Origin of the sequence: Klebsiella terrigena (assembly GCF_012029655.1) — a bacterium.
In the GTDB taxonomy this organism is placed as follows: Bacteria; Pseudomonadota; Gammaproteobacteria; order Enterobacterales; family Enterobacteriaceae; genus Klebsiella; species Klebsiella terrigena.
Genome location: NZ_CP050508.1, coordinates 4,623,954 through 4,644,514 on the forward strand (window position 1 = coordinate 4,623,954; position 20,561 = coordinate 4,644,514).

Annotated in this window: 19 protein-coding genes; 4 read left to right on the forward strand and 15 right to left on the reverse strand. The window is 55.0% G+C overall.

Going from position 1 to position 20,561, the window contains the following annotated elements; genetic code table 11:
- The 15 genes from rnhB to rpsB all read right to left on the reverse strand — a co-directional run bounded on the left by rnhB (position 1) and on the right by rpsB (position 15,337).
- Positions 1 to 597, reverse strand: coding sequence for a ribonuclease HII (gene rnhB / locus HCK03_RS21720; RefSeq protein ID WP_041144140.1), 597 nt, complete (start codon positions 595 to 597; stop codon positions 1 to 3).
- Positions 594 to 1,742 (reverse strand): lipid-A-disaccharide synthase, encoded by a 1,149-nt coding sequence (gene lpxB / locus HCK03_RS21725; protein WP_123552775.1) that lies wholly within the window; start codon positions 1,740 to 1,742, stop codon positions 594 to 596. Before lpxB ends, rnhB begins: the two co-directional genes overlap by 4 nt.
- Positions 1,742 to 2,530, reverse strand: coding sequence for an acyl-ACP--UDP-N-acetylglucosamine O-acyltransferase (gene lpxA, locus HCK03_RS21730; RefSeq protein ID WP_041144138.1), 789 nt, complete (start codon positions 2,528 to 2,530; stop codon positions 1,742 to 1,744). Before lpxA ends, lpxB begins: the two co-directional genes overlap by 1 nt.
- Before the next feature lie 3 nt (positions 2,531 to 2,533).
- Positions 2,534 to 2,989, reverse strand: a complete 456-nt coding sequence (gene fabZ / locus HCK03_RS21735) for a 3-hydroxyacyl-ACP dehydratase FabZ (RefSeq protein ID WP_004098761.1) — start codon at positions 2,987 to 2,989, stop codon at positions 2,534 to 2,536.
- Positions 2,990 to 3,139: 150 nt separating this feature from the next.
- Complete coding sequence (lpxD, locus tag HCK03_RS21740) at positions 3,140 to 4,165, reverse strand: UDP-3-O-(3-hydroxymyristoyl)glucosamine N-acyltransferase (RefSeq protein ID WP_041144137.1); 1,026 nt, start codon at positions 4,163 to 4,165, stop codon at positions 3,140 to 3,142.
- Between the two features lie 3 nt (positions 4,166 to 4,168).
- The gene (gene skp, locus HCK03_RS21745) at positions 4,169 to 4,654 is read right to left on the reverse strand and encodes a molecular chaperone Skp (protein WP_041144136.1); all 486 of its coding nucleotides are present in this window, start codon (positions 4,652 to 4,654) and stop codon (positions 4,169 to 4,171) included.
- Positions 4,655 to 4,776: 122 nt separating this feature from the next.
- Complete coding sequence (gene bamA, locus HCK03_RS21750) at positions 4,777 to 7,206, reverse strand: outer membrane protein assembly factor BamA (protein ID WP_041144135.1); 2,430 nt, start codon at positions 7,204 to 7,206, stop codon at positions 4,777 to 4,779.
- A 31-nt stretch (positions 7,207 to 7,237) separates the two neighbouring features.
- Positions 7,238 to 8,593 (reverse strand): sigma E protease regulator RseP, encoded by a 1,356-nt coding sequence (gene rseP / locus HCK03_RS21755; RefSeq protein ID WP_041144134.1) that lies wholly within the window; start codon positions 8,591 to 8,593, stop codon positions 7,238 to 7,240.
- Positions 8,594 to 8,604: 11 nt separating this feature from the next.
- Positions 8,605 to 9,462 (reverse strand): phosphatidate cytidylyltransferase, encoded by an 858-nt coding sequence (cdsA, locus tag HCK03_RS21760; RefSeq protein ID WP_041144133.1) that lies wholly within the window; start codon positions 9,460 to 9,462, stop codon positions 8,605 to 8,607.
- Between the two features lie 12 nt (positions 9,463 to 9,474).
- Positions 9,475 to 10,233, reverse strand: coding sequence for a (2E,6E)-farnesyl-diphosphate-specific ditrans,polycis-undecaprenyl-diphosphate synthase (ispU, locus tag HCK03_RS21765; protein WP_041147522.1), 759 nt, complete (start codon positions 10,231 to 10,233; stop codon positions 9,475 to 9,477).
- Positions 10,234 to 10,472: 239 nt separating this feature from the next.
- On the reverse strand, positions 10,473 to 11,675 hold the full coding sequence (gene ispC, locus HCK03_RS21770) for a 1-deoxy-D-xylulose-5-phosphate reductoisomerase (RefSeq protein ID WP_167692177.1): 1,203 nt from the start codon (positions 11,673 to 11,675) through the stop codon (positions 10,473 to 10,475).
- Positions 11,676 to 11,916: 241 nt separating this feature from the next.
- A complete protein-coding gene (frr, locus tag HCK03_RS21775) occupies positions 11,917 to 12,474 on the reverse strand; it encodes a ribosome recycling factor (protein ID WP_041144131.1) in 558 nt (185 codons plus the stop codon).
- Between the two features lie 290 nt (positions 12,475 to 12,764).
- Positions 12,765 to 13,490 (reverse strand): UMP kinase, encoded by a 726-nt coding sequence (gene pyrH / locus HCK03_RS21780; RefSeq protein WP_041144130.1) that lies wholly within the window; start codon positions 13,488 to 13,490, stop codon positions 12,765 to 12,767.
- A 147-nt stretch (positions 13,491 to 13,637) separates the two neighbouring features.
- Positions 13,638 to 14,489 (reverse strand): translation elongation factor Ts, encoded by an 852-nt coding sequence (gene tsf, locus HCK03_RS21785; RefSeq protein ID WP_041144129.1) that lies wholly within the window; start codon positions 14,487 to 14,489, stop codon positions 13,638 to 13,640.
- Positions 14,490 to 14,611: 122 nt separating this feature from the next.
- On the reverse strand, positions 14,612 to 15,337 hold the full coding sequence (gene rpsB, locus HCK03_RS21790) for a 30S ribosomal protein S2 (RefSeq protein ID WP_041144128.1): 726 nt from the start codon (positions 15,335 to 15,337) through the stop codon (positions 14,612 to 14,614).
- A gap of 323 nt (positions 15,338 to 15,660) precedes the next feature.
- Here rpsB and map point away from each other — a divergent pair, with 323 nt between their 5' ends.
- From map to HCK03_RS21810, 4 genes are all read left to right on the forward strand, one after another.
- Complete coding sequence (gene map / locus HCK03_RS21795) at positions 15,661 to 16,455, forward strand: type I methionyl aminopeptidase (RefSeq protein WP_041144127.1); 795 nt, start codon at positions 15,661 to 15,663, stop codon at positions 16,453 to 16,455.
- A 62-nt stretch (positions 16,456 to 16,517) separates the two neighbouring features.
- The gene (gene glnD, locus HCK03_RS21800; RefSeq protein WP_041144126.1) at positions 16,518 to 19,181 is read left to right on the forward strand and encodes a bifunctional uridylyltransferase/uridylyl-removing protein GlnD; all 2,664 of its coding nucleotides are present in this window, start codon (positions 16,518 to 16,520) and stop codon (positions 19,179 to 19,181) included.
- A gap of 34 nt (positions 19,182 to 19,215) precedes the next feature.
- Positions 19,216 to 20,040, forward strand: a complete 825-nt coding sequence (gene dapD, locus HCK03_RS21805) for a 2,3,4,5-tetrahydropyridine-2,6-dicarboxylate N-succinyltransferase (RefSeq protein WP_004872026.1) — start codon at positions 19,216 to 19,218, stop codon at positions 20,038 to 20,040.
- 107 nt (positions 20,041 to 20,147) lie between these two features.
- The gene (locus tag HCK03_RS21810) at positions 20,148 to 20,537 is read left to right on the forward strand and encodes a DUF3461 family protein (protein WP_004858100.1); all 390 of its coding nucleotides are present in this window, start codon (positions 20,148 to 20,150) and stop codon (positions 20,535 to 20,537) included.
- Positions 20,538 to 20,561: the final 24 nt, after the last annotated feature.

Here is a 20,561-nt window from a genome sequence, read left to right on the forward strand (position 1 = left end):
TCAGGACGCGAGGCCCAGCGCGCGTTTTACCGGGCCGAAACTGCGCCGATGATGCTCTGTTGCGCCATGCTCTATCAGCTTTTCCAGATGGAAAGCGGTGGGATAGCCTTTATGCTGCGCAAAGCCGTATTGAGGAAACTCCAGATCCAGCGTCACCATCTCCGCATCGCGCGTGACTTTAGCCAGAATAGATGCCGCGCTGATTTCCGCCACCCGGCTATCGCCTTTAACAACCGCCAGCGACGGGGCCGGCAGCGGCGGACAGCGGTTACCGTCAATCAGCACGAACTCCGGCGCTATGTGTAAGCCGGCGACGGCGCGCTGCATGGCCAGCATCGTTGCGTGCAGGATATTCAGCTCGTCAATCTCGTGCGGCTCCGCGCGGCCAAGGCTCCATGACAGGGCCTTCTCTTTGATCTCATCGAACAGCGCCAGGCGACGCTTTTCGCTTAATTTTTTGGAGTCATTCAGGCCAATAATCGGCTTTGCCGGATCGAGGATCACCGCTGCGGTGACGACCGCCCCCACCAGCGGCCCGCGTCCAACTTCATCAACGCCGGCAACAAGATGGGTATGCGGATAGACAAACTCAATCATTTTACTAACTCCAGTACCGCGTCCGCCGCCTGCTCATCAGCATTGCAGCGAATTTGTTGATGCAGCGCGCGGAAGGTGTCATGCATTTCATGGCTGGTTTTACCGTCGGCCAGCAGCGGCCGCAGCGCATCGGCGAGCAGCTGCGGCTGACACTCATCCTGCAGCAGCTCTTTAACCAGCTCGCGCCCGGCCAGCAGGTTAGGTAGCGAAACGTAATCGGTTTTCACCAGCCGCTTCGCCAGCCAGAAGGTAAACGGCTTCATGCGGTAGCCAACGACCATCGGACATTTGGCCAGCATGCACTCCAGCGCCGCCGTCCCGGAGGCGAGCAGCGCGGCATCGCTGGCGATCATCGCATCACGCGCCTGACCATCCAGCAGGTGAACCGGGAGATCCGGCGCCGTTTCGGCTTTGATACGTTCAAACTGTTCGCGCCTTTTGGCGTTCACCAGCGGGACCAGCACCTGCAGATCGGGATAGCTGCCACGCAAAATCTGCGCGGTTTTGAGGAAGTCCGCGCTGAGCATTTCAACTTCTGCCCCGCGGCTCCCCGGCAGCAGCGCCAGGCAGTGCGCGTCCCGGGCGATGCCCAGGCGGTCGCGCGCGGCGCCTTTATCCGGATCCAGCGGCATCGCATCCGCCATGGTGTGGCCGATGAAGCGGCAGGGAACGTTAAATTTGTCGTAAAACGCTTTTTCGAAAGGCAGAAATGCCAGCACCAGATCGGTCGATCTGCCAATTTTGAAAACGCGTTTTTGTCGCCATGCCCAAACCGACGGGCTGACGTAATGGATAGTCCTGATGCCCTGCTTTTTCAGGTTGCCTTCGAGGGTGATATTGAAGTCCGGCGCGTCAATGCCAACAAAAACGTCGGGACGCAGCTCGCTGAAGCGACGGGTGAGATCGGCGCGGATGTGCAGCAGGCGGCGTAAGCGACCGAGCACTTCAACAATGCCCATCACCGCCAGCTCTTCCATTTCATACCAGGCTTCGCAGCCCTCGGCCTGCATTAGCGGCCCCGCCACGCCGACAAAGCGCGCATCGGGAATGCGTGCCTTGAGCGCGCGGATCAGACCAGCACCAAGAATATCGCCGGAGGTTTCTCCGGCGACCAGGGCAATAGTCAGGGGACGCTGTGCTGCCATTAACGAATCAGGCCGCGGGTAGAGCGGGCAAAGAAGTCGTAAAATGGCTGAACTTCAGCATGCTGAGCCGCCAGTTCGGCGATTTCCGGCTTGGCTTCGTCCAGCGTTTTGCCGCTGCGGTACAGCAGCTTATACGCGTTACGAATTGCGGTGATCGCTTCACGGCTGAAGCCGCGGCGTTTCAGGCCTTCGATGTTGACGCCAAACGGCGTCGCGTGGTTGCCCTGGGCAATAACGAACGGCGGAACGTCCTGCGCAACGCCGGAGCATCCGCCAACCATCACGTGGGCACCGATGATGCAGAACTGATGCACCGCGGTCATGCCGCCGATGATAACGTAATCATCCAGCGAGACGTGCCCGGCAAGGGTCGCGTTATTGGCCAGAATGCAGCGATCGCCAACCGTACAATCATGCGCCACGTGGGCGTTGATCATCAGCAGGTTATCGCTGCCCACCTTCGTTAATCCACCGCCCTGTACTGTACCGCGATGAATGGTGACGCTTTCGCGGATGCGGTTGCGATCGCCAATTTCCACACGAGTCGGTTCGCCAGCATATTTCAGATCCTGGTTAACTTCGCCGATGGAAGCGAACTGATAGATCTCATTATCGCGGCCAATCGTGGTATGACCGTTAACGACAACATGAGACTTCAGTACGGTACCTTCGCCAATCACGACGTTAGCACCAACAATACAAAACGGACCAATGTGAGCGTTAGCACCGATAACGGCGCCTTCTTCTACAATGGCTGAAGGATGAATAAAGGCGGTTTTATCAATCACGTATCAGGCCTCCCGGCTACGCGCACACATCATCGTTGCTTCGCAAACCACTTTCCCGTCAACCGTCGCGACGCCTTTAAAACGCGTCAGGCCGCGGCGGGTTTTCTCAAAAGTGACTTCCATAATCATCTGATCGCCTGGTACTACCGGACGTTTGAAACGCGCTTCATCAATCCCGGCAAAATAGTACAGTTCGCCCGGCTCGAGCTTACCCACGCTTTTGAATGCCAGGATGCCGGTGGCCTGCGCCATCGCTTCCAGAATCAGTACGCCTGGTAAAATCGGTTTACCAGGGAAATGCCCCTGGAAAAACGGCTCGTTAACAGAAACATTTTTTACTGCGCGCAGAAAACGACCTTCTTCAAAATCCAGCACGCGGTCTACCAGCAGGAACGGGTAACGGTGAGGCAGAAGTTCCAGAATCTCTTCAATGTGCAGAGTATGAGTGTCAGTAGTCAAAATACTCTTCCTGTCCAAATATACTAAAAGGCAATAATAACACGGCCTGCGGCAATCTTATGAATGCAACAGGCCGAAAATTTTCACGCTTCACCTTCCAGGCAGCCGCTTTATCGGCTACGTGGCATGATTCGCGTTTGGCTGGGTGCGCTAATCTTGTTGATTAACCTTGCGCTCAACTGCTTTGAGTCGCTTGCTCATATCATCAATATTCATCACCAGCGCGGCTGTTTTACGCCAAACCTTATTCGGTTGTAGCGGGATACCCGAAGAGTAAACGCCAGGTTCGGTGATAGGACGCATAACCATCCCCATCCCCGTGACGGTCACTTTGTCACAGATTTCCATATGGCCGTTGATCACGCTGGCACCGCCAATCATGCAGTAGCGGCCGATTTTCAGGCTGCCTGCCATGATAACGCCGCCAGCAACGGCGGTATTGTCGCCAATCACGACGTTGTGCGCAATCTGGCACTGGTTGTCGATAATGACGCCATTACCGATCGAGGTGTCATCCAGCGCACCGCGGTCGATGGTGGTACAGGCGCCGATCTCCACGCGATCGCCAATAATGACGCGACCCAGCTGCGGGATCTTCACCCAGTTACCGCGATCGTTGGCGTAACCGAAACCGTCTGCACCGATCACGGTGCCGGACTGGATCAGGCAATTTTCGCCGATCTCAATCTCGTGATAAACGGTGACATTGGCCCATAAACGCGAGCCGGCGCCAATTTTTGTCTTTTTACCAACGAAGCATCCGGCGCCGATAACCACGTTATCGCCGAGCTCTACGTCGGATTCGATAACGGCATTAGGACCGATCGCTACGTTCTTACCCAGCTTCGCCGTGGCATCGATGACCGCGCTGGGCGCGACATTCTGCGCCGGCTGCGGCGTGGTATCAAGTATTTGAGCCATGCGCGCGTAGGTCAGGTAGGGATTACGCACTACCAGCGCGGCGCCGTGGGCAAAAGGTAAATCATCCTGCGTCATAACAACGGCAGAAGCCTGGCAATCGGCCAGGCGATCACGGTATTTAGGATTTACCATGAACGTAATATGGCCCGCTTTTGCGGCCTGCATGGATGCAACGCCGGTGATGACGATATCGCCATCACCGTGTAATTCTGCATCCAACTGCTGCGCAAGATCAGCCAGTCGAATTGAAGGCATTACTTAGTTAACCTGTTTCAGCACATCAGCGGTGATGTCTTTTACATCGCTGCTGTTGTATGCAACGGCATTAGAATCTACAACCAGATCGATGCTCTGGCTGTTCGCGACGCTTTTCACAGCGGTCTGGATACGGGTAACCAGCTTGCCACGTTCTTCGTTAGAACGACGTGAACGATCCTGCTCAAAAGACTGTGCCTTCTGAGAGAAAGTCTGGCGCTGAGCCATTACGTCTTTTTCCAGCTTGGTACGATCGGCGCCAGGCTTCATGGACTGCAGACGCTGCATTTTAGACTGCAGGTCACCTTCCATACGCTGCAGCTCGCTCGCACGGCCTTTGAACTCGTTTTCCAGCGTATTAGAAACGCCTGTTTTCTGGGCAACCTGTTGGAACAGGCTGTTCATGTTTACCATTGCAATTTTATCTGCCGCCTGTGCGGAAGTTACCATTGCTAAACCCAGACCTGCAGCTAATAACCACTTTTTCACAATTAACTCCTTACCATCCCATGAGTACCCAGGGGTACCGTTATTTGCGTGGCCAGGCGACAACCGAAGTTATCGCCTAAAGTCAGCGCGATACTGCACTTACATTCCTTTGTTGCCCACAGTTACCAGGTTTTACCAATGTTAAACTGGAACTGCTCGGCTTTGTCTCCCTCGTACTTTTTAAACGGTTGGGCGTAGGAGAATACCAACGGCCCCAACGGCGACATCCACTGTACCGCAATACCTGCGGACATACGGATGTTGCTCGGATCGCCATAATCCGGATAGCCACCGTACGCGCTCGAATCCCAGTGCGTATCCCACACGGTACCCATATCCCAGAAGAAGGAAGTACGGACCGAGTTAGCATACTTATCGCTGATAAACGGCGTCGGAGCAATCAGCTCCAGACTGGCAACTGCCATGGCGTTACCGCCGACCGCATCATCAGACTTACAAGGTGCAGATTCGGTGCTCTTACAGTTGCTGTCATAGTTGTCATCGCCATCGTGACGACTATTGGCCGGGAAATAAACCGCTTTCGGACCAATGGTGTTCGACTGGAATCCGCGCACGGTGCTTGAACCACCGGCGTAGAAGTTCTCGTAGAACGGCATCTCTTTGCCGCCAAGGCCGTCACCATAACCGAAGCGGGTACGTCCCAGCACAACCCATTTGTGATCGTTATCGATCGGCACGTAGGTCGCGGTATCCAGCGTGGCTTTGTAGTATTCGTTGTCTGAACCCGGAATGGTCACTTTACCATTCAGGTTAACGCGTGAACCTTCCGTCGGGAAGAAGCCGCGGTCCAGCTTGTTATACGTCCAGCCGTAGTTAAAGGTGAAGTCGTTGGCGCTGAATGAGTTTTTATCGTCCGTGTTGCTCGGATATTGACCCATTGAGTTCAGGTAGCGCCACATCGACACCTGAGGCTGCATGTTAGACAGGGAGTTATGGACATAACCCACGCCCGCACGCAGCGTATTGTATTCGTTAACCGGGAAGCCCAGCGTAACGTCCGTACCGTAGCTCTTGTTGGTATAGTCGGACAGGTCCGCATCGTTCGCATCGAAGTCGTTATAGAACACACGACCACCGAGGCTAACGCCATCAACGGTGAAGTACGGGTTAGTCACCGACAGTTCAGTATAGGTCTGGTAATCGTTTTTGGTGCCGTTAATTCCAACGGAATAGCCGGTACCCAACCAGTTGTCCTGCTGAACGCCCGCCTGGAAGCTTACGCCGCTTTCAGTACCGTAGCCGATACCAAAGTTGAAGCTACCGGTGTTACGCTCCTTGACCTTATAGACCACGTCGACCTGATCCGGACTGCCCGGCACGCGCTGCGTATCGGTATCAACGGTTTCGAAATAGCCTAAACGGTTCAGACGGTCTTTACCCTGGTCAACCAGGTCGCTGCCCAGCCACGCCCCTTCCATCTGGCGCATTTCGCGACGCAGAACGGAATCTTTCGAGGTGTCGTTGCCTTCAAAGCGAATTTTACGCACGTAGTAGCGGTTCCCCGCATCGACGTTAACGTGCAGCTTCACGGTCTTATCGGCGTCGTTGATTTCCGGCTGCGACTGCACGCGCGGATAGGCGTAGCCGTAGCGACCGAGAAGTTTCTTAATATCATTCTCCATTTTGGTCACTTTGGCGCCGTTATACAGCTCGCCCGGCTCGACTTTGGTCAGCGCTTCAATTTCCGCCGAATGCCCCGCCAGATCGCCCGTCACCTGCACACCCGAAAGCTTGTACTGATCGCCTTCGGTTATGTTCACGGTGATGTAGATGCCTTTTTTATCCGGCGTCAGGCTCACCTGGGTGGAGTCGATGTTGAAACGTGCGTAGCCGCGATCCAGGTAGTAGCTGCGCAGAGTTTCGAGATCCCCTGCCAGTTTCTGCTTCTGGTATTTGCGATCGCCAACCACGTTCCACCACGGCACTTCATCGCGCAGCTGGAAGGTAGAGATCAGTTCGTCCGTGCTGAATGCATGGTTACCGACAATATTGATTTGCTGGATTTTCGCCGAGACGCCTTCCTGGAACACCAGCTTCAGGTCGACGCGGTTACGCGGCAGCGGCGTGACGACAGCTTTTACGCTGGCGCTATACTTACCGACGCTATAGTAGAAATCTTCCAGCCCTTTTTCGATATCAGCGAGCGTAGTACGGTCAAGGGACTCCCCAACGCGCACGCCGGATGCCTCAAGGTTTTGCTTGAGCATGTCATCCTTCACCGACTTGTTACCGGAGAAAGTGATGCTGGCAATCGTTGGGCGCTCTTTCACCTGCACCAGCAGGGTATCACCATCGCGCAGGACGCGAACGTCCTCAAAGTTGCCAGTGGCAAACAGAGCACGAATGGTGTTACTGATATCATCATCGGTCACCGTATCGCCAGGACGCACTGGCATACTGAGGAGGGCCGCACCAACAGCGACACGCTGCAAGCCTTCGAAATGAATGTCCTTCACCACGAACCCTTCAGCACCGTATACGGTTGCGCTGCTAAACAGCAGCGACGCTATGAGCAACTTTTTCATCGCCATCGTTATTATGCGTTCTTCCTAACAAACTCTCTTACAACCGAGAGAAATCATTGAAAAGTGCAAGCCCCATTAACAACACTAGCAGTATTGAGCCAATGCGATAACTAAAGTCTTGAACTCGCTCGGATACCGGCCCGCCTTTTAGCTTTTCAATCGCTAAAAACAGCAGGTGCCCCCCGTCCAGGACGGGAAGCGGGAACAGGTTGATTATTCCGAGGTTCACGCTTATCAGCGCAAGGAACATCAGATAGTAAATCAACCCAAACTCCGCTGACATTCCAGCCCCCTGGGCGATAGAGATCGGCCCGCTGAGGTTGTTCAGTTTGACATCACCGGTTATCAATTTACCCAGCATCCTGACCGTTAACGACATCAGTTGCCAGGTTTTATCCGTGGCTTCAGCGATGGCGGCAAACGGCCCGTACTGACGAACTGTCTTATATTCATCGGGCAGCGGGATGACCTTAGGCACAACCCCTGCAAATCCCTCAGCCTGACCTTTACTACCGGACTTCGAATCTGGTGTCAGCGTCACTGACAGAGGACTCCCCTGCCGTTCGATGTCCAGAACCAGCGCTTTACCGGGATTATCACGCACCAGATTAACAAACGTCATCCACTGCGTTAACGGTTGACCATCGACTTTAACGATCCTGTCGCCCGCTTGCAAACCCGCCTTCTGCGCTGCCGAATTCGATTGTACTTCTGCCAGAGCCGTATCAACCTGCGCGCTCCGGGGCTGAATGCCCAGCGATGTCACCGGATCCTGTTTGTCCGGCTCGAACGCCCAATGGCGTAAATCGAGGATTTTATCCTGACGTTGGCTGGTCCCGAAAGGGGCGACCGAAACTATTGTTTGCTGGTCTCCGATCTTCGTTACCAGCGCCATACGCACAGCATCCCAATCAGGCGTTTCGATGCCATCTATCGCTTTAAGTTCCGTTCCTTTTGCAATTTGTGCGTGTGCGGCAATCGAATCGGGCACTATTTCGCCAACAACCGGACGAACGCCAGGGACGCCGATGATAAACACCAGCCAGTAGGCAAAGATGGCAAAAATGAAGTTCGCGATCGGTCCGGCGGCGATTATCGCTGCGCGCTGACCGACGGTTTTATTATTGAAAGCGTAGTGGCGCATCTCTGGCGCCACCGGCTCGACGCGCTCGTCGAGCATCTTGACGTAACCGCCGAGTGGGATAAGGGCGATAACGAACTCCGTCCCCTGCTTGTCAGAGCGCCGCCATAGCGCTTTGCCAAAGCCGATGGAGAAGCGTTCAACGCGAACGCCACAGCGACGAGCCACCCAGAAATGGCCAAACTCATGCACGGTGATCAATACGCCCAGCGCAATGATAAAGGCGGCCAAATTCCAGAGAACGCTTAGCATAAAACCTTCCGTCAAATCGTCCTGAAGACCAACAATAGCAGACACGCGAATACCGGTACCGCCGCCGTCAGGCTATCGATACGATCCAGAATTCCGCCGTGTCCGGGAATCAGATGCCCGCTATCCTTGATGCCGGCCTCTCGCTTAAACATACTTTCCGTCAGGTCGCCGAGCACCGAAGCCAGCGCCGCAACGATCGAGCAAATGAGCAGTACCGCCGGCGTAACATCGAGATTCGCCCACTGGCCGTACGCCCAGGAAATAACCGCTGCGGTAACCAGCCCGCCAAAAAAGCCCTGCCAGGTTTTGCCCGGTGAAACCTTCGGCGCCAGCTTGTGCTTACCGAACATTTTGCCAAACATATAGGCACCAGAGTCCGCGCCCCAAACCAGAATCATCACGTACAGTAGCCACAGCGCGCCGCTGTAGTGGTTATCCGCGTAGTGCCAGGCGCGCAGCGTCAGCATGCCCCAGAAGAACGGAACAATGGTCAGAATGCCAAAAACCAGGCGCAGCGTTTTAGAGTTCCGCCAGAAGGCAGCGGAAGCCGGGTAGGAAAGGACCAGCAGCAGGGCCGCAATCCACCAGCCCAGCGATGCCCATAGCGACCCCTCAACCACCGGTTGATGGACGTCATAGTGATACTCAGGCATCAGGAAAAGCATCAGCGCCAGCAGCAGGCCGCAGAGCAGCGCCAGCCAGACGCGTTGGGTCGTTGAGGTGAAGCCGCTTAGCTGCCCCCACTCCCACGCGGCGAGCATACAAACGACCAGCGTGACGATGGCGAAACCCGCAGGCGGCAACAGGAAAAGCGCCGCAATCACCACGGGGATCAAAACAAAAGCCGATATCAGGCGATACTTCAGCAAAAGTGACCCCCATCAGGCATTGCTGCCACCCGGCTCAGTGCCGCCGAAACGACGCTCTCGATTAACAAAGGCATGGAGTGCACCTTCAAAGTCCTGTTCAGCAAAATCGGGCCAAAGAACATCGGTAAAGTAAAGTTCGGCATAGGCAATTTGCCAAATCAAAAAATTACTGATTCGATGCTCTCCCCCGGTCCTAATAACTAAATCTACAGGTGCCAGTTCATGCATACAGACCTGCTGACTCAGCATGTCTTCCGTGATCTGTTCGGGCTGAAGTAACCCGTTTTTTACCTGTTCGGCCAGATTGCGGACGCCCTGAATGATATCCCAGCGCCCACCGTAGTTCGCCGCAATATTCAGCGTTAAGCCCGTGTTATTCTCAGTGAGCGCTTCCGCTTTGCGGATCCGCTCCTGCAGGCGAGCATTAAAACGCGTGGTTTCGCCGATGATACGCAGGCGAACGTTATGCCGGTGCAGGCTTTTGACTTCGCTATCCAGCGCCCAGACGAACAGCTCCATCAGCGCGCTGACTTCCTGCGCCGGACGGTTCCAGTTCTCACTGCTGAATGCGTATAACGTCAACGCTTCAATACCATTGTTCGCCGCGAAGGAAACTGCGCGACGGACTGACTTCGCTCCGGCCTTATGGCCGAATGCGCGAATTTTCCCTTGCTGTTTCGCCCAACGTCCGTTGCCATCCATAATGATGGCGACATGACGGCAGCCATGTACAGGTGATATTTCGCTGACAGTTTGATTAGCAGACAACATAACGCGTTTTAAGTCCATAATAAGGATTAGCCACGCCGCTAAACGCAAGCAACCGGTCAGCGCTATATACGCATTTTTATCCAGTGCCGAGGCTGCGGCTAATCGCAGAGAACAACCAAGAGCTTTACGCAAAAAAGCCGTGTCATGCCACGGCCACCGCAATCTTAGACAACGATCGGGTGGCGCAGACTATATCACTGAAGCCCAGCGCCCACAAATATCACAACGTATTGCGTCGGTCAGCCCCGCGCCGCCAGATGTTTCAGCTGCCGGTGAGCAGCGGCTCTCGCCTGAGCATCGATAATCAGAACTTCTTCAATGCTTTGCGGCTCATCCAACGCCAGCTGCTCCAGCACCGCCAGGTTAACCGCCGCAATATCGGTGAAGCGAATCTCCGTAGCGAGGAACGCGGCTACCGAAATTTCATTGGCAGCATTCAGCGCCGTCGTCGCCGCCTGACCGACATCAAATGCCTCCATCGCCAGCTTCAGGCACGGATAGCGTCCGTAATCCGGCGCGGCAAAGCTCAGATTGCTCAGACGGCAGAAATCCAGCGCTTCAGCCCCGGAGTTCAGGCGCTGCGGCCATCCCATAGTGTGGGCGATCGGCGTACGCATATCCGGCTCACCGAGCTGTGCGAGAACGCTGCCATCGCGATAGCGCACCATTGAATGGATAACGGACTGCGGGTGAATCAGCACTTCCATCTGCTGCGCCGAGGCGTTAAACAGCCAGCGGGCTTCGATATACTCCAGCCCCTTATTCATCATCGTGGCGGAATCGACAGAAATTTTGCGTCCCATTGACCAGTTCGGATGGCGACAGGCCTGATCCGGCGTCATTGCCGCCAGCTCAGAGAGCGCTGTATCCCGGAAAGGACCACCGGAACCGGTCAGCAGAATCGACGAGACGCCGTTCTGCGTTAAGTCAGCGTATCCCAGATTGTGTTGAATTGTTTCCGGCATACTCTGAAAAATAGCGTTATGTTCGCTATCAACGGGCAACAGGCGCGCGCCGGACTGCTGCACGGCGTCCATAAACAGACGACCGCAGGTCACCAGCGCCTCTTTGTTGGCCAGCAGCACCGTTTTGCCGGCCCGAATGGCCGCGAGCGTAGGAACCAGCCCTGCGGCGCCGACAATCGCTGCCATGACCTGGTCAACGTCATCCAGCGCGGCGACTTCCGCAGCGGCGTGCTGGCCGCTCAGGACTCCGGTACGGCTGCCGCGTTCGCGCAGCGCGATACGCAGAGATTCAGCGCTTTTCGCATCATCCATGACCGCGTAGCGGGGGGTGAATTCCAGACATTGTTCAACCATACGGTCGACATTTTTCCCCGCGACCAGCGCGGCGACGGAAAAGCGATCGGGGTTATGGCGCACGACATCCAGCGTGCTGCAGCCAATTGAACCGGTCGAACCGAGAACGGTTAAGTGCTTCATGAGGCGTCCAGAAGAAGTAAGACAGGATAAAAAGAAAAACGCCGCCAGCAAGCCCTCGCGCATCAGCAATCAGGAGGCGGGCAGGCGGTGTATCGCCTTCGACAAGAGTGTCAAAGGCTACAGGGCCGACCTTTTCAACGCAATCCCTGGAGCTGAGCGTTCGGTCTTCTGTACGGCGTTTCAGACTGTACGCCCGTCCCGTTCATCAAACGGCAATGAGGACGGGCATAACGGCAGGAAATCAGAACTGCATCAGTTCCGCTTCTTTATCTGCCAGCGCCGCATCCACTTTCTTAATGGCGGCGTCAGTCATTTTCTGCACGTCGTCCTGAGAACGGCGATCGTCATCTTCGCTGATCTCTTTGTCTTTCAGCAGCGCTTTCACTTTATCGTTAGCGTCGCGACGAACGTTACGTACCGACACGCGAGCCTGCTCGGCTTCAGCGCGTACGATCTTAGTCAGATCTTTACGACGCTCTTCGGTCAGCGGAGGCAGCGGAACGCGGATATCGCTGCCCGCAGAGCTTGGGTTCAGACCGAGGTCAGAAGCCATGATCGCTTTTTCAACGGCCGGGCTCAGGGAGCGGTCGAACACGTTGATTTTCAGAGTACGGGAGTCTTCTACCGTTACGCTTGCCAGCTGACGCAGCGGCGTAGGCGTACCGTAATACTGCACGACGATGCCGTCCAGCAGGCTGGGGGAAGCACGACCGGTGCGTATTTTGCTGATTTGGTTTTTGAACGCTTCAACGCATTTTTCCATGCGCACTTCAGCATCTTTTCTGATGTCGTTAATCACGTTACTAATCCTTGGAAACTTGTCTCAGGCAGACTAAACGCCGCACAGCTGCTATCAGGTGAGCTAAGTATAGTCCCGTTTAATTCATGACGACGCCATGGGCGCGTCTGAGTAAAAAACCGCTACTAAGGTAGAGCGGAATCTTACCTTCATTTCTACACAAAATCATTCACGTTGTATCGTGGCGACGGCGGAGCGAACTCCCCCAGCAGCTTACTAAATTCAGCGGCTGAGGTGAGCAAAGGCGGCCAACGCAGAGACAGTCTGAACGATGAAGCGTATTACGGAAATTATTCCGTAATTAACGTACCTTCTTTTTCGCCCATCACCACGCGGCGCAGCGCGCCGGGTTTGTTCATGTTGAATACGCGAATCGGCAATTTATGGTCACGCGCCAGGGTAAAGGCGGCCAAATCCATTACTTTCAGCTCTTTATCAAGCACTTCGCTGTAGCTCAGCTGATCGTACATGGTGGCAGATGGGTCTTTAGCCGGGTCAGCGGTAAACACGCCGTCGACTTTGGTCGCTTTCAGCACCACGTCAGCTTCAATTTCAATACCGCGCAGGCACGCTGCGGAGTCGGTCGTGAAGAACGGGTTACCGGTACCCGCAGCCAGAATAACGACGCGGTTATTACGCAGCAGGCTGATCGCCTCTGCCCAGCTGTAGTTATCACAAACGCCGTTCAGCGGAATCGCTGACATCAAGCGAGCGTTCACATAGGCGCGATGGAGGGAGTCACGCATTGCAAGGCCGTTCATGACCGTTGCCAGCATGCCCATGTGGTCGCCCACAACGCGGTTCATTCCCGCTTTCGCCAGACCAGCACCACGGAACAGGTTACCGCCACCAATCACTACGCCAACCTGAATACCCAGTTCAACCAGTTCTTTGATTTCCTGAGCCATACGGTCAAGTATGCTTGCATCAATACCGAAGCCTTCCGAACCCTGCAGAGCTTCGCCACTTAACTTAAGCAGAATACGTTTGTAGACGGGTTTTGCATTGGTAGCCATGTTTCTTTCCTGAGACTGTCAACGAGTGAGATGAGTTAATTCTGGCGACATTGTATGTCGCTTTTCAGCGCAGCCACTATAAGGGTTGGCTGAATTTACAAAATGGGCACAAAAAGAAGCCGCCCTCAGGCGGCTCCTTTTAAAAAATTAAGACTGCTTGGACATCGCAGCAACTTCTGCTGCAAAGTCAGTCTCAACTTTTTCGATGCCTTCGCCCACTTCAAAGCGGATGAAGCCAGTCACGTCTGCGTTGTGCTCTTTCAGCAGCTGAGCAACAGATTTGCTTGGGTCCATAACGAAAGGCTGGCCGGTCAGAGAAACTTCGCCGGTGAATTTCTTCATGCGGCCTTCAACCATTTTCTCTGCGATTTCTTTCGGCTTACCGGACTGCATCGCGATGTCCAGCTGAACCTGGTACTCTTTCTCTACCACTTCAGCGGAAACGTCTTCCGGCTTAACGAATTCTGGCTTGCTTGCAGCGATGTGCATAGCCAGCTGTTTAACCAGCTCCTGGTCTGCGCCTTTAGCGGCAACCAGAACACCGATGCGCGCGCCGTGCTGGTATGAACCCAGCACTTCGCCTTCCAGGGAAGCAACGCGACGGATGTTGATGTTTTCACCGATTTTAGCAACCAGCGCAACGCGCTCTTCTTCGAACTGAGCTTTCAGTACGTCAACGTCGGTGATTTTACCGGCAACGGCTGCGTCCAGAACTTTGTTAGCAAATGCCTGGAAACCGCCATCTTTTGCTACGAAGTCAGTCTGGCAGTTAACTTCCAGAATGATGCCGTAGGTACCGTCGATCTTGGTGATGATCACGCCGTCAGCAGCAACGTTACCTGCTTTTTTCGCCGCTTTGATCGCGCCGGATTTACGCATGTTTTCGATTGCCAGCTCGATGTCGCCGTTAGCTTCAGTCAGTGCTTTTTTGCAATCCATCATGCCTGCGCCGGTACGTTCGCGCAGCTCTTTTACCAGGGATGCGGTAATTTCAGCCATTCTTTAATCCTCGGGAGAGATATGACCTGCCCGGTTCCAGGAACCAAACAGGTTTAAAAGTGAAAAAGGGGCCAAATATAGGCCCCTATTTATACACGGTACTAAATAAGGGCTAGACCTTATTATTCAGCTTCTACGAAGCTTTCTTCCGCTTGAGAAGCCAGATCCTGAGAACGACCTTCACGCACGGTTGCAGCTACTGCACCCAGGTACAGGCTAACAGCGCGGATTGCATCGTCGTTACCCGGGATAACGAAATCTACGCCGTCCGGATCGGAGTTAGTATCAACGATAGCAAATACCGGGATACCCAGGTTGTTTGCTTCTTTGATAGCGATGTGTTCGTGGTCTGCATCGATAACAAACAGTGCGTCCGGCAGGCCGCCCATGTCTTTGATACCGCCCAGGCTGTTTTCCAGCTTGGCCAGTTCACGAGTACGCATCAGCGCTTCTTTCTTGGTCAGCTTCTCGAAAGTACCGTCCTGGGACTGAGTTTCCAGGTCTTTCAGACGTTTGATGGACTGACGAACGGTTTTCCAGTTAGTCAGCATACCGCCCAACCAGCGATGGTTCACGAAGAACTGATCGCAGCTGTTAGCAGCGTCTTTTACCGCTTCGCTTGCAGCGCGCTTAGTACCAACGATCAGGATCTTGCCTTTACGAGCAGAGATCTTGTTCAGTTCAGCCAGAGCTTCGTTGAACATCGGTACAGTTTTCTCAAGGTTGATGATGTGAACTTTGTTACGCGCGCCGAAGATGAAAGGCTTCATTTTCGGGTTCCAGTAACGGGTCTGGTGACCAAAGTGAACACCAGCCTTGAGCATGTCGCGCATGGAAACAGTTGCCATGTTTAAAACCTCTATAGATAAAGTTGGGGTTATGCCTCCACGTATCCCATATTACCGACCCCAAAGGGCACCCCGGAATATGTGTCGATACGTGTGTGTTATATACACAAAGTGAGATTTGTCGCTTCAGTCCATCCTGTGTAGTACGAAATGGAACGGAAGTCCGGCGCGCTTTATACCACAAAATAGGATTGGACACCAACTCTTGTTGACGCTGAGTGCTGTTAATGATTCTCAATTTGGCACCAGGTCACCCGGACTGTTAACATTGACGGGACTTACTCTATTATTGTCGAAAAAATCGACACAGCTGGACACAATCCATGGCTATTTCTATCAAGACATCTGAAGACATCGAAAAAATGCGCGTCGCGGGCCGCCTGGCCGCCGAAGTGCTCGAAATGATTGAACCCTATGTAAAACCGGGCGTCAGCACCGGCGAGCTGGACCGCATCTGTAACGATTACATCGTCAACGAGCAGAAAGCGATCTCCGCCTGCCTCGGCTACCACGGCTTCCCTAAATCGGTGTGTATCTCGATTAACGAAGTGGTGTGCCACGGTATCCCGGATGATGAAAAACGGCTGAAAGATGGCGATATCGTCAACGTTGACGTCACGGTCATTAAGGATGAGTTCCACGGCGACACCTCCAAAATGTTTATCGTCGGCAAACCGACGATCCTCGGCGAGCGTCTGTGCCGCGTCACTCAGGAGAGCCTCTATCTGGCCCTGAAGATGGTCAAACCCGGCATTAACCTGCGGGCCATCGGCGCGGCCATTCAGAAATTTGTCGAAGCGGAAGGTTTTTCCGTGGTGCGTGAATACTGCGGGCACGGCATTGGCCGCGGCTTCCATGAAGAGCCGCAGGTGCTGCACTACGACTCACCGGAGACCAACGTGGTGCTCAAGCCGGGGATGACTTTTACCATCGAGCCGATGGTCAACGCCGGTAAGAAAGAGATCCGCAGCATGAAAGACGGCTGGACGGTGAAAACGAAAGACCGGAGCTTGTCTGCCCAGTACGAGCATACTATTGTGGTGACGGATAACGGCTGCGAAATTCTGACGTTACGCAAGGATGACACCATCCCGGCGATAATCTCGCACAACGAATAACGAAAAGCCGGCGCCCGCCGGCTTTTTTATGACGGGCGATATTTTTTTCTTATGGTGGCGCGATGAGCAACTCTTTACCTGGCACTCTCCCCCTAGCCCTCTCGGGCCAACCTGAGGATCCGGGCGCCTGGCCGCAGGACGATTTGAACTGCGCGACAATTAAGTCCCATCTCGAGCTTTTCCAGCGCTGGCTGGGCGAAGCTTTCGATGCCGGCACCGCCGCTGAGCGGCTGATTGAAGCCCGCACCGAGTTTATCGATCAGCTGCTGCAGCGCCTGTGGGTAGAGTACGGCTTCGGGTCAGTTTGCGACATGGCTCTGGTGGCGGTAGGCGGCTACGGTCGCGGTGAACTGCACCCGCTCTCCGACGTCGACCTGCTGATATTAAGCCGAAAAAAACTCTCCGATGAACAGGCGCAGAAGGTCGGCGAGCTGCTGACGCTGCTGTGGGACGTCAAGCTGGAGGTCGGGCACAGCGTGCGCACCCTCGAAGAGTGCCTGCTGGAAGGATTATCCGATCTCACCGTCGCCACCAACCTGATCGAATCGCGCCTGCTGATCGGCGACGTCGCGCTGTTTCTTGAGCTGCAAAAGCACATTTTTAGCGACGGCTTCTGGCCGTCGGAGAAATTCTTCGCCGCCAAGCTCGAAGAACAGAGCGTGCGCCATCAGCGCTACCACGGCACCAGCTACAACCTCGAGCCGGATGTAAAAAGCAGCCCCGGCGGCCTGCGGGATATTCATACCCTGCAGTGGGTCGCGCGCCGCCACTTCGGCGCCACCTCGATGGATGAAATGGTGGGCTTCGGCTTCCTGACGGAGGCGGAGCGCAACGAGCTCAACGAATGCCTGCACCAGCTGTGGCGCATTCGATTCGCCCTGCACCTGGAGCTGACCCGCTACGATAACCGCCTGCTCTTCGACCGCCAGCTCAGCGTGGCGCGCCGGCTGGGCTATGACGGCGAGGGCAATCAGCCCATCGAGCATATGATGAAGGATTTCTTCCGCGTCACCCGGCGGGTAAGCGAACTGAACCATATGCTGCTGCAGCTGTTTGATGAGGCCATCCTGGCGCTGACCGAAGACGAAAAGCCGCGGCCGATTGACGATGATTTTCAGCTGCGCGGCTCGCTCATCGACCTGCGCGACGATACGCTGTTCATCCGCGAGCCGCAGGCTATTCTGCGCATGTTCTATATTATGGTACGCAACAGCAGCATCACCGGCATCTACTCCACAACGCTGCGCCACCTGCGCCACGCGCGCCGCCACCTGACGCAACCGCTGTGCTATATCCCGGAAGCGCGAACCATTTTTCTCAGCATGCTGCGCCACCAGGGTGCGGTGAGCCGCGGGCTGCTGCCGATGCACCGCCACAGCGTGCTGTGGGCATACATGCCGCAGTGGTCGCATATCGTCGGCCAGATGCAGTTCGATCTGTTCCATGCCTATACCGTGGACGAGCATACGATCCGCGTCCTGCTCAAGCTGGAGAGTTTTGCCAAAGAGGAGACCCGCAGCCGCCACCCGCTGTGCGTTGAGCTGTGGCCGCGCCTGACACATCCTGAGCTGATTCTGATTGCCGCCCTGTTCCACGACATTGCTAAAGGCCGCGGCGGCGATCATTCGGTGCTCGGTGCCCAGGACGTCCTGAAGTTTGCCGAACTGCACGGCCTGAACTCGCGAGAAACTCAGATGGTCGCCTGGCTGGTTCGCCATCATCTGCTAATGTCCGTCACCGCCCAGCGCCGTGATATTCAGGATCCCGAGGTCATCAAACAGTTCGCCGAAGAGGTGCAGACGGAAAACCGCCTGCGCTACCTGGTGTGCCTGACCGTGGCCGATATCTGCGCCACCAACGAAACCTTGTGGAACAGCTGGAAGCAGAGCCTGCTGCGCGAGCTCTATTTCGCCACCGAAAAACAGCTGCGCCGCGGCATGCAAAGCACGCCGGATATGCGCGAACGGGTTCGCCATCATCAGCTACAGGCGCTGGCGCTGCTGCGGATGGAAAACATCAATGAAGAGGCCCTGCATCAAATCTGGAACCGTTGCCGGGCCAACTACTTCGTGCGCCACACGCCAAATCAGCTCGCCTGGCACGCGCGTAATTTGCTCCGGCACGATCTCAATAAACCGATGATCCTGCTCAGCTCGCAGGCCACGCGCGGCGGCACCGAAATCTTTATCTGGAGCCCGGACCGCCCGTATCTCTTCGCCGCCGTCTGCGGTGAACTTGACCGCCGAAATCTGAGCGTGCACGACGCCCAGGTCTTTACCACCCGCGACGGGATGGCGATGGACACCTTTATCGTGCTCGAACCGGACGGCAGCCCGCTCTCCGCCGATCGCCACGAAATGATCCGCCTCGGGCTCGAGCAGACCATTACTCAGCGCAGCTGGCAGCCGCCCGCTCCGCGCCGACAGGCGGCAAAATTACGCCATTTTTCCGTCGCCACCGAGGTCAATTTCCTGCCCACGCATACCGACCGAAAATCGTTTCTTGAGCTGATTGCGCTCGATCAGCCCGGCCTGCTGGCCCGGGTCGGCCAGGTCTTCGCCGACCTCAATATTTCCCTTCACGGGGCCAGAATTACGACAATTGGTGAGCGAGTAGAAGATTTATTTATAATCGCCACGGCAGACCGGCGTGCGCTTAATAATGAGCTGCAACAAGAAGTACAACAACGGTTGACAGAGGCCCTCAATCCAAACGATAAAGGGTAACGAACTTTTATGTGTAATAGAGAAAGAGTAAACAATGCAGCAATTACAGAATGTTATTGAGTCCGCCTTTGAGCGTCGCGCCGACATCACGCCGGCAAATGTGGATACCGTAACCCGCGAAGCGGTTAACCAGGTCATTTCCCTGCTTGATTCCGGCGCTCTGCGTGTCGCTGAAAAGATCGATGGCCAGTGGGTCACCCACCAGTGGCTGAAGAAAGCGGTTCTGCTCTCTTTCCGTATTAACGATAACCAGGTTATCGACGGTGCGGAAAGCCGCTACTTCGATAAAGTACCGATGAAATTCGCCGACTACGATGAAGCGCGTTTCCAGAAAGAGGGCTTCCGCGTGGTTCCGCCGGCGGCCGTTCGCCAGGGCGCGTTCATTGCCCGCAACACCGTGCTGATGCCGTCCTACGTCAACATCGGCGCCTACGTTGACGAAGGCAGCATGGTTGATACCTGGGCTACCGTCGGCTCCTGCGCGCAGATCGGTAAAAACGTGCACCTCTCCGGCGGCGTGGGTATCGGCGGCGTGCTGGAACCGCTGCAGGCTAACCCAACCATCATCGAAGATAACTGCTTTATCGGCGCGCGTTCTGAAGTTGTCGAAGGCGTTATCGTCGAAGAGGGTTCCGTTATCTCGATGGGCGTGTACCTCGGCCAGAGCACCAAAATCTACGACCGCGAAACCGGCGAAGTCTTCTACGGTCGCGTACCGGCCGGCTCGGTGGTGGTTTCCGGCAACCTGCCGTCGAAAGATGGCAAGTACAGCCTGTACTGCGCGGTGATCGTGAAGAAGGTTGATGCGAAAACTCGCGGCAAGGTCGGCATTAACGAACTGCTGCGTACCATCGACTAAACAGTATAAAAAGCGGGAGATATCCCGCTTTTTTTATATTTGACGCTGGCGAAGATGGCTTTTTTCGTTAATTATTCAAAGGTTATGATGATATCAAAGGTACCGTTATGTACGATAATCTGAAAAGTCTTGGCATTACCAATCCTGATGAAATCGATCGCTATAGCCTGCGGCAGGAAGCTAACAACGACATTCTGAAAATCTATTTTCAGAAGGACAAGGGCGAATTCTTCGCCAAGAGCGTTAAGTTTAAGTATCCGCGTCAGCGTAAGACCGTGGTCGCCGATGGCGTAGGCCAGGGTTATAAAGAGGTGCAGGAGATCAGTCCCAACCTGCGCTACGTTATCGATGAACTCGATCAGATCTGCCAGCGCGATCGCACTGAAGTCGATCTGAAACGTAAGATCCTCGACGATCTGCGTCATCTTGAAAGCGTGGTCACCCATAAGATCAGCGAAATTGAAGCCGATCTGGAAAAACTGACCCGCAACAAGTAAGTCTGCTCCCCTTCCCTGGCCGGG

Coding starts and splice junctions, on each gene's coding strand:
- rnhB (WP_041144140.1), bottom strand. CDS start 597: ATGATTGAGTTTGTCTATCCGCATACCCATCTTGTTGCCGGCGTTGAT.
- lpxB (WP_123552775.1), bottom strand. CDS start 1,742: ATGGCAGCACAGCGTCCCCTGACTATTGCCCTGGTCGCCGGAGAAACC.
- lpxD (WP_041144137.1), bottom strand. CDS start 4,165: ATGCCTTCAATTCGACTGGCTGATCTTGCGCAGCAGTTGGATGCAGAA.
- bamA (WP_041144135.1), bottom strand. CDS start 7,206: ATGGCGATGAAAAAGTTGCTCATAGCGTCGCTGCTGTTTAGCAGCGCA.
- rseP (WP_041144134.1), bottom strand. CDS start 8,593: ATGCTAAGCGTTCTCTGGAATTTGGCCGCCTTTATCATTGCGCTGGGC.
- ispU (WP_041147522.1), bottom strand. CDS start 10,233: ATGTTGTCTGCTAATCAAACTGTCAGCGAAATATCACCTGTACATGGC.
- ispC (WP_167692177.1), bottom strand. CDS start 11,675: ATGAAGCACTTAACCGTTCTCGGTTCGACCGGTTCAATTGGCTGCAGC.
- pyrH (WP_041144130.1), bottom strand. CDS start 13,490: ATGGCTACCAATGCAAAACCCGTCTACAAACGTATTCTGCTTAAGTTA.
- tsf (WP_041144129.1), bottom strand. CDS start 14,489: ATGGCTGAAATTACCGCATCCCTGGTAAAAGAGCTGCGCGAACGTACC.
- rpsB (WP_041144128.1), bottom strand. CDS start 15,337: ATGGCAACTGTTTCCATGCGCGACATGCTCAAGGCTGGTGTTCACTTT.
- map (WP_041144127.1), top strand. CDS start 15,661: ATGGCTATTTCTATCAAGACATCTGAAGACATCGAAAAAATGCGCGTC.
- glnD (WP_041144126.1), top strand. CDS start 16,518: ATGAGCAACTCTTTACCTGGCACTCTCCCCCTAGCCCTCTCGGGCCAA.
- dapD (WP_004872026.1), top strand. CDS start 19,216: ATGCAGCAATTACAGAATGTTATTGAGTCCGCCTTTGAGCGTCGCGCC.
- HCK03_RS21810 (WP_004858100.1), top strand. CDS start 20,148: ATGTACGATAATCTGAAAAGTCTTGGCATTACCAATCCTGATGAAATC.